The organism is Pseudomonas sp. BJa5 (assembly GCF_030272875.2).
In the GTDB taxonomy this organism is placed as follows: Bacteria; Pseudomonadota; Gammaproteobacteria; order Pseudomonadales; family Pseudomonadaceae; genus Aquipseudomonas.
This window is the reverse complement of record NZ_JALRNG020000014.1, coordinates 59744-71734: the sequence shown is the minus strand read 5'-3', so window position 1 is coordinate 71734 and position 11991 is coordinate 59744. Positions and strand designations below refer to the sequence as shown.

11 protein-coding genes and 1 tRNA gene are annotated in these 11991 nt (G+C 64.9%); all 12 read left to right on the top strand.

Annotated features, from left to right (window positions below; all coding sequences use genetic code 11):
• The first annotated feature begins 1 nt into the window (after nt 1).
• The 12 genes from M2D63_RS10615 to M2D63_RS10560 all read left to right on the top strand — a co-directional run bounded on the left by M2D63_RS10615 (nt 2) and on the right by M2D63_RS10560 (nt 11964).
• A tRNA-Ile gene (locus M2D63_RS10615) sits at nt 2-78 on the top strand.
• A gap of 321 nt (nt 79-399) precedes the next feature.
• The gene (locus M2D63_RS10610) at nt 400-1191 is read left to right on the top strand and encodes a lipopolysaccharide biosynthesis protein (protein ID WP_285862836.1); all 792 of its coding nucleotides are present in this window, start codon (nt 400-402) and stop codon (nt 1189-1191) included.
• A gap of 91 nt (nt 1192-1282) precedes the next feature.
• Entirely contained in the window at nt 1283-1741 is a 459-nt protein-coding gene (locus M2D63_RS10605) for an Lrp/AsnC family transcriptional regulator (protein ID WP_285862835.1), read from the top strand.
• Nucleotides 1742-1904: 163 nt separating this feature from the next.
• Nucleotides 1905-3587: an NAD(P)/FAD-dependent oxidoreductase gene (locus tag M2D63_RS10600; protein WP_285862834.1), complete on the top strand. Its 1683-nt coding sequence runs from the start codon at nt 1905-1907 to the stop codon at nt 3585-3587.
• Between the two features lie 13 nt (nt 3588-3600).
• Entirely contained in the window at nt 3601-4401 is an 801-nt protein-coding gene (locus M2D63_RS10595) for a carbon-nitrogen hydrolase family protein (protein ID WP_285862833.1), read from the top strand.
• A 38-nt stretch (nt 4402-4439) separates the two neighbouring features.
• A complete protein-coding gene (pqqF, locus tag M2D63_RS10590; RefSeq protein WP_285862832.1) occupies nt 4440-6782 on the top strand; it encodes a pyrroloquinoline quinone biosynthesis protein PqqF in 2343 nt (780 codons plus the stop codon).
• 159 nt (nt 6783-6941) lie between these two features.
• Nucleotides 6942-7013: a pyrroloquinoline quinone precursor peptide PqqA gene (pqqA, locus tag M2D63_RS10585; RefSeq protein ID WP_008365141.1), complete on the top strand. Its 72-nt coding sequence runs from the start codon at nt 6942-6944 to the stop codon at nt 7011-7013.
• A 67-nt stretch (nt 7014-7080) separates the two neighbouring features.
• Nucleotides 7081-7992 (top strand): pyrroloquinoline quinone biosynthesis protein PqqB, encoded by a 912-nt coding sequence (pqqB, locus tag M2D63_RS10580; protein WP_285862831.1) that lies wholly within the window; start codon nt 7081-7083, stop codon nt 7990-7992.
• Between the two features lie 8 nt (nt 7993-8000).
• Nucleotides 8001-8756 carry a pyrroloquinoline-quinone synthase PqqC gene (pqqC, locus tag M2D63_RS10575; protein WP_285862830.1) on the top strand — a complete coding sequence of 252 codons (756 nt, stop codon included), beginning with the start codon at nt 8001-8003 and terminating at the stop codon, nt 8754-8756.
• Nucleotides 8753-9028, top strand: a complete 276-nt coding sequence (gene pqqD, locus M2D63_RS10570; protein ID WP_285862829.1) for a pyrroloquinoline quinone biosynthesis peptide chaperone PqqD — start codon at nt 8753-8755, stop codon at nt 9026-9028. The genes pqqC and pqqD overlap by 4 nt, the downstream gene beginning before the upstream one ends.
• Nucleotides 9000-10160, top strand: a complete 1161-nt coding sequence (gene pqqE / locus M2D63_RS10565; protein WP_405309706.1) for a pyrroloquinoline quinone biosynthesis protein PqqE — start codon at nt 9000-9002, stop codon at nt 10158-10160. Before pqqD ends, pqqE begins: the two co-directional genes overlap by 29 nt.
• The gene (locus M2D63_RS10560) at nt 10126-11964 is read left to right on the top strand and encodes a S9 family peptidase (protein WP_285862828.1); all 1839 of its coding nucleotides are present in this window, start codon (nt 10126-10128) and stop codon (nt 11962-11964) included. The genes pqqE and M2D63_RS10560 overlap by 35 nt, the downstream gene beginning before the upstream one ends.
• Nucleotides 11965-11991: the final 27 nt, after the last annotated feature.

Genomic DNA, 11991 nt, shown 5'->3' with positions numbered 1-11991 from the left:
GGGGCCTATAGCTCAGTTGGTTAGAGCAGAGGACTCATAATCCTTTGGTCCACGGTTCAAGTCCGTGTGGGCCCACCAGACAAAAAGCCGCGCATTGCGCGGCTTTTGCGTTTCCAGCGAACGGCTAATGCCCTCTGCAGTGATTTGCCGCCACCGTTGCTGCTTCCGGCACGTCTCCCTTCCCCTCGCTACTACCGCCTTCCCACAACCTGATACAGCCCCTGCAAGGCCAGTGCCCAGCGCCGCCCAGTGCGCATCAAGCGTCCTTGACCATGGAACTCAAGCCCTCGCGTCCGGTCGAATTTGTTTACAGTTTTTCACAATTCGACTTAAATCGTTTGCTAGCTATCATTTATTCAGGTGAGTGCGTCCACCTGCCAGTCGCCAGGGAACACTGAAATGGACACCACCAAAACACGATCGACCGCTGACGCGCCTGTTCGCGCAAACGTTTTCGACGATTGCCGGAACATCGCGTCAGGTGCGGTTTTCCTGATCGCTTCAGGCCGCTCGGCACAGGACTTCCCGTTTCAGCAATTCGCCGACATTCCGATGATCACGATGAATGGATCGATCTCCATGTTCATCGATACGCCGATCAAGCCGTTCTTCCATGTCTGCACCGACCGCGACTTCTCCAACCAGCAACCCGAGATGTTTGCCGAAGCCATGCGTCGCAGTCAGCGGGTCGCGTTGTGGGAAGATCACTACCAGTCCAGCCAGGCGTCGCCCACGGGCGAGCTGTACTTCCTGCGCAAGGCGCCCAGGGCCACGTTGGCGGACCTGCTGCGCACAGACCCCGAGCTTGTGCGCAACCGCGTGTTTCCCTGCAGCCGCAAGAAGCCACTGGGCTTCAGCAAGAACCTGCAGCGCGGCTTCTTCGACGCCCGCACCGTGGCTTATGTGGCCTTGCAGATCGCCTATCATGCGGGGTTCAACACGGTCTTTCTGGTGGGTCTTGACCTGGACCAGAGCATTGGCAGGTTCTATGAGCACGAGCACTCCAACCTGTCACCCTGCGGCCTGGATCAGCATTACCAGAACAGGATCCTGCCCTCGTTCGAGTTGATGGCCGAGTCGGTCGTCGGCGACGATTTCGCCGTCTACAACCTGTCGCCCTCCTCCCGCCTGCCACGCACGGTCGTGCCCTACCGGAGCCTCGACGAAGTGCAGGCGCTGGTACGAGGCTGAGCATCAACACCTTGCTGGCCGGCAAGTGGAATGGATAGGCTAGTGGGTTCATTCCCTGCGCCGTCCAACACGGCGTCTACAGAGAGTCCTCATGTCCGACAGCCGTCCCGTCGCCCTCGACGAAATCGACCGCCAGCTGATTTCGCTGCTGCAGATCAACGCCCGTGAAAGTGTCGCCACCCTCGCTCGGCACCTGGGCATCGCCCGTACCACGGTCACCTCGCGCCTGGCTCGCCTGGAAAAGACCAAGGTCATCAGCGGCTACGGGGTGCGCCTGGGCCAACGCCTGGCCGATGGCGGGTTGCAGGCGTACGTGGGTATCACCGTGCAGCCACGTTCGGGCAAGGACGTGGTGCGCCGCCTGAGCGCCATGGGCCAGGTCCAGCAGCTGTGCGCCGTGAGCGGCGAGTTCGACTACGTGGCCTGGCTGCGCAGCGAGTCGCCGGAGCAACTGGACCAGTTGCTCGACCAGATCGGCAGTGTCGAAGGGGTGGAGAAGACCACCACCTCGATCATCCTCAGCAGCAAGGTGGACCGTGGTCCGGTTTGACGGGCCAAGTCAAAATGCATTACTTGTTGGTCATTATGATTATTCGGCATGCAAATAGACGACACTCTGCATCTTAATTACGTAATCCACTGTCCCTAAACTGACCGCCAGCATTTTCTATACTCAAGCTCCGCATCCCGCGCAGCCCTGGCCAGGTCAGACCATGAACAAGAACAATCGCCACCCCGCCGACGGCAAGAAACCCATCACCATCTTCGGCCCGGATTTCCCGTTCGCCTTCGACGACTGGATCGAGCATCCGGCGGGCCTGGGCAGCATCCCGGCCGAGCGTCACGGTGAAGAGGTGGCGATTGTCGGTGCCGGTATCGCCGGCCTGGTAGCCGCCTATGAGCTGATGAAGCTGGGCCTCAAACCGGTGGTGTACGAAGCCTCGAAAATGGGCGGCCGCCTGCGCTCGCAAACCTTCGAAGGCACCGACGGCATCATCGCCGAGCTCGGCGGCATGCGCTTTCCGGTGTCCTCCACCGCGTTCTACCACTATGTGGACAAGCTCGGGCTCGACACCAAACCCTTCCCCAACCCGCTGACCCCGGCGTCGGGCAGCACGGTGATCGATCTGGAAGGCCAGACGCACTACGCCGAGAAGCTCTCCGACCTGCCCAAGCTGTTCCAGGAAGTGGCCGACGCCTGGGCCGACGCCCTGGAAGACGGCGCCCGCTTCGGCGATATCCAGCAGGCCATCCGCGATCGCGACGTGCCGCGTCTCAAGGAGCTGTGGAACACCCTGGTGCCGCTGTGGGACGACCGCACCTTCTACGACTTCGTCGCCACCTCCAAGGCCTTTGCCAAGCTCAGCTTCCTGCACCGCGAAGTGTTCGGCCAGGTCGGTTTCGGCACCGGCGGCTGGGATTCGGACTTCCCCAACTCGATGCTGGAAATCTTCCGCGTGGTGATGACCAACTGCGACGATCACCAGCACCTGGTGGTCGGCGGCGTCGAGCAGGTTCCGCTGGGCATCTGGCGCCATGTGCCGGAGCGCTGCGCGCACTGGCCGGCAGGCACCAGCCTGAGCTCGCTGCACCGTGGCGCCCCACGCCCGGGGGTCAAGAGCATCCGCCGCGATGCCGACGGGCGCCTGGCCGTGACCGACAACTGGGGCGACACTCGCCACTACGCCGCCGTGCTCACCACCTGCCAGAGCTGGCTGCTGACCACCCAGATCGAATGTGAAGAGTCGCTGTTCTCGCAAAAGATGTGGATGGCCCTGGACCGCACCCGCTACATGCAGTCGTCGAAGACCTTCGTGATGGTCGACCGGCCGTTCTGGAAGGACAAGGACCCGGAAACCGGCCGCGACCTGATGAGCATGACCCTGACCGACCGCCTGACCCGCGGCACCTACCTGTTCGACAACGGCGACGACAAGCCGGGGGTGATCTGCCTGTCGTACTCGTGGATGAGCGACGCCCTGAAGATGCTCCCGCATCCGGTGGAAAAGCGCGTCAAGCTGGCCCTCGATGCACTGAAGAAGATCTACCCGAAAGTGGACATCGCCGGGCATATCATCGGCGATCCGATCACCGTTTCCTGGGAGGCCGACCCGCACTTCCTCGGCGCGTTCAAGGGTGCTCTGCCCGGCCATTACCGCTACAACCAGCGCATGTATGCCCACTTCATGCAGCAGGACATGCCGGCCGAACAACGCGGCATCTTCATCGCCGGTGACGACGTGTCCTGGACCCCGGCCTGGGTCGAAGGCGCGGTGCAGACCTCGCTCAACGCGGTGTGGGGTATCATGAATCACTTCGGGGGCCATACCCATCCGGACAACCCAGGCCCGGGCGATGTGTTCCACGAAATCGGACCTATCGCCCTGGCCGACTGACGGGAGATTCGCCATGCGCATCGCGCTGTATCAAGGTGTTCCACAGCCACTGGATGTGCCCGGCAACCTCGAGCGCCTGCACCAGCAGGCGCAACTGGCCGCCGCCCGCGGTGTCGAACTGCTGGTGTGCCCGGAGATGTTCCTGACCGGCTACAACATCGGCAGCGACGCGGTAATGCGCCTGGCCGAGGCCGAGGATGGCCCGTCGGCCATGAGCGTGGTGGAGATTGCCCAGAGCAATCGCATTGCCATTGCCTACGGTTATCCGGAGCTGGCCGACGATGGCCAGGTGTTCAACGCCGTGCAGTTGATCGACGCCCATGGCAGCAGCCTGTGCAACTACCGCAAGACCCACCTGTTCGGTGGCCTGGACCGGGCGATGTTCAGCCCGGGGCCTGACCACTTCCCGGTGGTGGAGTTGAACGGCTGGCGCCTGGGCCTGCTGATCTGCTACGACATCGAGTTCCCGGAAAATGCCCGGCGCCTGGCCCTGGCCGGTGCCGAGCTGATCCTGGTACCGACAGCGAACATGGTGCCCTATGACTTCGTCGCCCAGGTCACCGTGCGCGCCCGCGCCTACGAGAACCAGTGCTACCTGGCCTACGCCAACTACTGCGGCGCCGAGGATGACATCCACTACTGCGGGCAAAGCAGCATTGTCGGGCCGGACGGCAGCATCCTGGCTATGGCCGGGCGCGACAGCATGCTGTTGCAGGCCGACCTCGAACTGCAGCGGGTCCACGAGGGACGGGCCAACACGCCCTATCTGCACGACCTGCGCCCGGAGCTCTACGGCGCGCCGCGCCAGCAATAATCCGCTAGCATGACGGTTCGTGCTGTACGGGAACCGTCATGTCCTCCACCCTGCGACACCTTAGCCTCGACAATGGCCTGCAGGTCACCCTGCGCCACGCCCCGCAGCTCAAGCGCTGCGCGGCTGCCGTGCGGGTCATGGCCGGCAGCCACGACGCCCCGCGCCGCTATGCCGGCATGGCCCACTTTCTCGAACACCTGCTGTTTCTCGGCAACCAGCGCTTCCCGCTCGACGACGGCCTGATGCGTTATGTGCAGCGTCATGGCGGGCAGGTCAATGCCAGCACCCGCGAGCGCACCACCGACTACTTCTTCGAAGTGCCGCAGGCGGCATTGGCCGGGGCGCTTGAGCGCCTGTGCGAAATGCTCGCCCGGCCCTCGTTCGACATCCCGCGCCAGCTGCGTGAGCGGGAGGTGATACACGCCGAGTTCATCGCCTGGTCCCGCAACGCCCAGGCCCAGGCGCAGTTCGCCTTGTTGCAGCAGGTATCGCTACGCCATCCGCTGAGTGCCTTCCAGGCGGGCAACCGCTTCAGCCTGCCGGTGCATAGCCACGAGTTCCAGACGGCCTTGCAGCACTTCCACCAGCGCTGGTACCAGGGCGGGCAGATGCATTTGAGCCTGAGCGGCCCGCACCGCCTCGACGAGCTTCAGGCGCTGGTGCAACAGGCCGGGAGCGTTATCGCCAGCGGTGCACGCATCGTTCAGGCAACACCACCGGCGCTGGTCGACAGGCCACTGGCGCCGACCTTGAACGGCCGGCACCTCGACCTGCTGCTGGCCGTCGAGCGGCAGTCGGCCGGCCTCGACCAGGCCATCGAGTTCCTCGCCACCTGGCTGGCCGATACCCGTGCCGGCGGATTGCAGGCCGCCCTGCGTCAGCGCGGATGGCTGCAGGCATTCGAGTGCTCGCCGCTGTACAGCTTTGCCGGGCAGGCACTGCTGCACCTGCGGGCAAGGCTCGGCGACGCCGGCAATGCCGATCAGGTCCAGGCCTTGCTGTTCGACTGGCTGAGGTTTTTCCGCGAGGCCGACTGGAGCCCCCTGAAGCAGGAATACACGCGCTTGCAGCAGCGCCGCGAACAGACCGCAACCGCCCTGGACCTGGCCCGCCGCGACAGTAGCGCTCAGCCGTACCTGGCCTTGAGCGGACAAGCCGAGGCAACGCTGCGTGTCCTGCTCGACCAGATGCTGGAAAACAGCCCGCCTGTCTACAAGGAGCCCTGGCGCCTGCCTGCTGCCGAGCCGCTGCTCGATGTGCCACGCAGCGAGCTGACGTTCACCCCTGCCCCTGCCGGCCTGGTCGTCAGCCCCCTGCTCCCCGCGCAACGCCAGCACGGTGTCGTCTACCTGCGCTGGCAGTTGGCCTCGGCCCTGCGCGGGCAGCTCTGGCAGGTGCTCGACCAGGCCTTGCAGCCCTTGCGTGAGCGTGCGGCCAGCGCTGCCATCGAGTTGCAGTTCGACGCCACCGGCCCCTTCTGGCAACTGCGCTGCAGCGGCGTACCGCAAGCTGTGGTCATGGTGGTGATGGAGGCCTTGGAAACCCTGCGCCACCCGTCTCCAGCCAACTGGATGGCGAAGGCCGCCAGCGAGCCGGAGCCGATGCCGATCCGTGCCTTGCTCGGGCAACTGCCTGAACAGCTGGTCGGCCAGGACAAGGCCCCCTCGCCCAGCGGTAGCCTGAACCAGAGCGATGTCGATGCCCTGTGGGCACATGCCCGCTGGCAAGGTATGGCCACAGGTTTCGATGACCCCGCCCAGCAGGCACTCAACCGCGCCCTGCAGGCCGTGCCCGGACACCCGCAGGCGCAGCAGCCGGTAGTGATCGAGCCGGTGCGACGCTGGCAAACGCTGCTGCCACCTGCCAGCGAACACGCCGTGCTGTTGTTCTGCCCGCTCGCCGATGAGGCCTGCGCCCGCTTGCTGGCGCAACAGATCCAGGGGCCGTTCTACCAGCGTCTGCGAGTCGAACTGCAACTGGGTTACGCCGTGTTCAGTGCCTTTCGTCAGGTGCAGGGCTGCAGTGGCTTGCTGTTTGGCGTGCAGTCACCCAGTGCCAGCCATGCCCAGATCCTCGATTATGTCCGTGAGTTTTTCGCTGCGCTGCCGCAGACCCTGGGCTGTAGCGCCGATAGCCGTGAGGCCCTGGCCGCACAACTGGACGAAGCGGCGATGAGCAACGCCGAGGTCGCCGAATGGGCCTGGCAGACGCAGCTGGCGGGGCGATCGCAAGCCAGTCTGGAGGCGCTGCGCAGCGCAGTCCTCGCTGTCGATCAAGCCCGCCTGCACCAGTGCGCCGAAGACCTGCTGCAGGCCAGGCACGGCTGGCTGTGCCTGGCCAACGGCCCCGCGCCTGGCGACGACTGGCACGCCAGGCGCTGATTCTTACCAGGAATGTAACGACATTTATCGTAGATTTAACCATTCAGCAGCTGGTTTTTTAGTAAGATAGCGCAATCTCGGCTATTGGAACCCCTCACCCGGAGGGTGGACTAAATAAGTAGCTGGCAACCCCAGGACCTATCCGGAAGGAGTAAACCCATGTGGACCAAACCTGCTTACACTGACCTGCGTATCGGCTTTGAAGTGACCATGTATTTCGCAAGCCGCTGAATCTGCTTGCGGTACAACGCCTCGGTCTGCCGGGGCGTTTTTATTTCAAGACGCGGCAGGAGACGCCATGTACATCCAGATCCTAGGTTCCGCCGCCGGTGGCGGGTTTCCGCAGTGGAACTGCAACTGCGAGAACTGCAAGGGCTTTCGCGATGGCACCTTGCGGGCCACGGCGCGCACCCAGTCGTCGATCGCGCTGTCCGACGACGGCGTGCACTGGGTGCTGTGCAATGCCTCGCCGGACATCCGTGCCCAGCTGCAGGGCTTTGCCCCCCTGCAACCGGCCCGGGCGCTGCGTGACACCGGCATCGACGCGATCGTCCTGCTCGACAGCCAGATCGACCACACCACCGGCCTGTTGAGCCTGCGCGAAGGCTGCCCGCACCAGGTCTGGTGCACCGAGATGGTCCACCAGGACCTGACCACCGGCTTCCCCCTGTTCACCATGCTCAGCCACTGGAACGGCGGCTTGCACTGGAACCGTATCGAGCTCGAAGGCAGCTTCGTGATCGAGGCGTGTCCGAACCTGCGCTTTACCCCCTTCCCGCTGCGCAGTGCCGCGCCCCCCTACTCGCCCCACCGTTTCGACCCGCACCCGGGCGACAACCTCGGACTGATGGTCGAGGACCTGCGCAGCGGCGGCAAACTCTTCTACGCCCCGGGCCTGGGTCAGGTCGACGACCAGTTGCTACGGATGATGGCCGAGGCCGACTGCCTGCTGGTCGACGGCACCCTGTGGGAGGATGATGAAATGCAGCGCCGTGGCGTCGGCACCCGCACCGGGCGGGAAATGGGCCACCTGGCGCAGAACGGCCCGGGCGGCATGCTCGAGGTGCTGGAAGGCTTCCCCCGCCAGCGCAAGGTACTTATCCACATCAACAACACCAACCCGATCCTCGATGAAGACTCGGCCGAACGCGCCGAACTGGACCGGCGCGGCGTCGAAGTGGCCTTCGACGGCATGAGCATCATTCTCTAGGAGCCGACATGAGCGACGCCAAAGCACTGTCCCCCGCCGAATTCGAACAGGCCCTGCGTGCCAAGGGCGCCTACTACCACATCCATCACCCCTACCATGTGGCGATGTATGAAGGCCGCGCCAGCCGCGAGCAGATCCAGGGCTGGGTCGCCAACCGCTTCTACTACCAGGTGAACATTCCGCTCAAGGATGCCGCGATCCTGGCCAACTGCCCGGACCGTGAGATTCGTCGCGAGTGGATTCAGCGCCTGCTCGATCATGACGGTGCACCCGGCGAAGACGGTGGCATCGAGGCCTGGCTGCGCCTGGGCCAGGCGGTCGGCCTGGACCCGGACCAGTTGCGCTCCCAGGAACTGGTGCTGCCCGGCGTGCGCTTTGCCGTCGATGCCTACGTCAACTTCGCCCGCCGCGCCAGCTGGCAGGAAGCGGCCAGCAGTTCGCTGACCGAACTGTTCGCCCCGCAGATCCACCAGTCGCGCCTGGACAGCTGGCCGCAGCACTATCCCTGGATCGACCCGGCCGGCTATCAATACTTCCGCACCCGCCTGGGCCAGGCCCGGCGCGATGTCGAGCATGGGCTGGCAATCACCCTGCAGCACTACACTACAGTTGAGGGCCAGCAGCGCATGCTGGAGATCCTGCAGTTCAAGCTGGACATTCTCTGGAGCATGCTCGACGCCATGAGCATGGCCTACGAACTGAACCGTCCGCCCTATCACAGTGTCACCAGCGAACGGGTCTGGCACAAAGGAATCGCCCTATGAGTTTCAATCGCGAACAGGTCCCGGCCTGGCGCCCGGGCTACCGCTTCCAGTACGAGCCGGCGCAAAAGGCCCATGTACTGCTGTACCCCGAGGGCATGATCAAGCTCAACGAAAGCGCGGCGCTGATCGGCGGGCTGATCGACGGCCAGCGCAATGTCGCGGCGATCATTGCCGAGCTGGACAAGCAGTTCCCCGACGTAGCCGAGCTCGCTGACGACATCGTGCAGTTCATGGAGGTGGCCCGTGCCGAACACTGGATCACACTCAAGTAAGGTGCCGGCAACGCCGGAAGTCGGCCTGCCGCTGTGGCTGCTCGCCGAGCTGACCTACCGCTGCCCGCTGCAGTGCCCGTACTGTTCCAACCCGCTGGATTTCGCCGCGCAAGGGCAGGAGTTGAGCACCGCCGACTGGTTCCGGGTGATGGCCGAGGCCCGTGAGATGGGCGCCGCGCAGCTGGGTTTTTCCGGCGGCGAACCACTGGTGCGCCAGGACCTTGCCGAGCTCATCGGTGAAGGCCGTCGCCTGGGCTACTACACCAACCTGATCACCTCGGGCATCGGCCTGACCGAGCAGAAAATCGCGGCGTTCAAGCAAGCCGGCCTGGACCACATCCAGATCAGCTTCCAGGCCAGCGACGAGCAGGTCAACAACCTGCTGGCCGGGTCGAAAAAGGCCTTCGCGCAGAAGCTGGAGATGGCCCGGGCGGTCAAGGCCCACGGCTATCCCATGGTGCTGAACTTCGTTACCCATCGGCACAACATCGACAAGATCGACCGCATCATCGAGCTGTGCATCGCCCTGGAAGCCGACTTCGTCGAACTGGCCACCTGTCAGTTCTACGGCTGGGCGCACCTGAACCGCCTCGGCCTGCTGCCGACCCGCGCACAGCTGGAGCGCGCCGAGCGCATCACCAACCAATACCGGGAAAAACTGGCGGCGGCAGGCAACCCCTGCAAGCTGATCTTCGTCACCCCCGACTACTACGAAGAACGTCCCAAGGCCTGCATGAACGGCTGGGGCAGCGTGTTCCTCACCGTCACCCCGGATGGCACCGCGTTGCCGTGCCATGGCGCGCGCCAGCTGCCGGTGCAGTTCCCCAATGTGCGCGAGCACAGCATGCAGCACATCTGGTACGACTCGTTCGGCTTCAACCGCTATCGCGGCTATGAATGGATGCCCGAGCCGTGTCGCTCCTGCGACGAAAAGGAGAAGGACTTCGGCGGCTGTCGCTGCCAGGCCTTCATGCTCACCGGCGACGCCAGCAACGCCGATCCGGTGTGCGCCAAGTCCGCCGAGCACGGCATCATTCTCAAGGCGCGCGAAGAGGCCGAGCACGCCCGCTTGAACATCGATCAACTGACCTTCCGCAATGAGCGAAATTCTCGTGTCATCGCCCGCGGCTGAGCGCTTCAGTGCCGAGCAGGCGGTGGCCGCCGGCACCGATTTCGCCGAACTGCGGGTTGGCCCACAGGGTCTGTTCTGGAACGAATTCCGCCCGCGCGACGGCGCCTGCCGGATCTGGCACTGGCGTGATGGCCAGGCCCGCTGCCTGACGCCCGATGGCTTCAGCGTGCGCAGCCGGGTCTACGAATACGGCGGCGGCAGTTTTTGCCTGAGCGATGATGGCCTGGTGTTCGTCAACGAGGCCGACCAGCAGCTCTATGCCCAAGCCCTGAACGGCAGCGCGCCCCAGGCATTGACCCAGGGCGAACGGCGCTATGGTGACCTGCGCTGGGCCAACGGCGAGGTGCTGGCCGTAGAAGAAAGCCACGGCGCCGAGCAGGTCGAACATCGCCTGGTCGCGATCAGTGCGCAGCAGCGAGAAGTGCTGGCCGAAGGCGCCGACTTCTACGCCTCGCCGACCCTGAGCGCCGATGGCGCACGCCTGGCCTGGATCGAATGGAGTCGCCCCGAGCAGCCCTGGACCGCCACCCGCCTGCTCTGTCGCGAACGGCTGGCAGACGGCCGCTTCGGTGCGCCGCGCTGCATCGCCGGCGGCGAGGGTCCGGCGCAATCCCTGCAGCAGCCACGCTTCGATGCCGCTGGGCGGCTGTACTGCCTGTCCGACTGCGAGGGCTTCTGGCAACCCTGGGGTGAAACGGACCGAGGCTGGGCTGCGCTGCCCGCCGCCCTTGCCGACCATGCCGCAGCCCCCTGGCAACTGGGCGCCAGCACCTGGCTGGCGCTGGGCGAACAGCAGTACCTGGCCACCTGGTTCGAAGACGGTTTCAGCCGCCTGGGCCTGCACGATGCCGACGGCTCGCTCCAGCAGGTCGACATCGACTACAGCCGCCTACGCTGCCTGGACCTCGACCAGGAGCACCTCTATGCCATCGCCGCGTCGGCGACACGGCCGCCTGCAGTGATCGCCATCAACCGCCGCGATCACGCGGTCACGGTACTGGCGGGCGGCGTGCCGCCCTTGCCGGCCGAGCGGATCAGCCGACCACGGCCGTTGCGCTACCCCAGTGGCGAAGGCGTCGCCCATGGCTTCTTCTACCCGGCCATGAACGGGGCCAAACGCCCGCCCTTGATCGTCTTCATCCACGGCGGCCCGACCTCGGCCTGCTACCCGGCGCTGGATCCGCGCATCCAGTACTGGACCCAGCGCGGCTTTGCCGTGGCCGACCTCAACTACCGCGGCAGCAGCGGTTATGGCCGGGCCTATCGCCAGGCCCTGCACCTGCGCTGGGGTGAGATCGATGTCGAGGATGCCTGCGCGGTGGTCAGCCACCTGGCCGGGCGTGGGTTGATCGACCCGGACCAGGCCTTTATCCGTGGCGGTAGTGCCGGTGGCTACACCACGCTGTGCGCCCTGGCCTTTCACGATGTGTTTCGCGCCGGCGCCAGCCTGTATGGCGTCAGCGATCCCCAGGCATTGGCCCGGGCCACGCACAAGTTCGAAGGTGACTACCTGGACTGGCTGATCGGCGACCCGCTGGCCGATGCCGAACGCTACCGCCAGCGCACCCCGTTGCTGCATGCCGCACAGATCAAGGTGCCGGTGATCTTCTTCCAGGGCGAACTGGACGCGGTGGTGGTCCCCGAGCAGACCCGCTCGATGCTCGCCGCGCTCAAGGCCAATGGCATCAGGGCCGAAGGCTATTTCTACCCTTCCGAGCGCCACGGGTTTCGCACCGCGGCCAACCTGGCCCATGCCCTGGAGGAAGAGTGGAAGTTCTACCGCCAGGTGTTGGCCACAGGGTAGGAGCGGGCTTACCCCGCGATGCGCCAG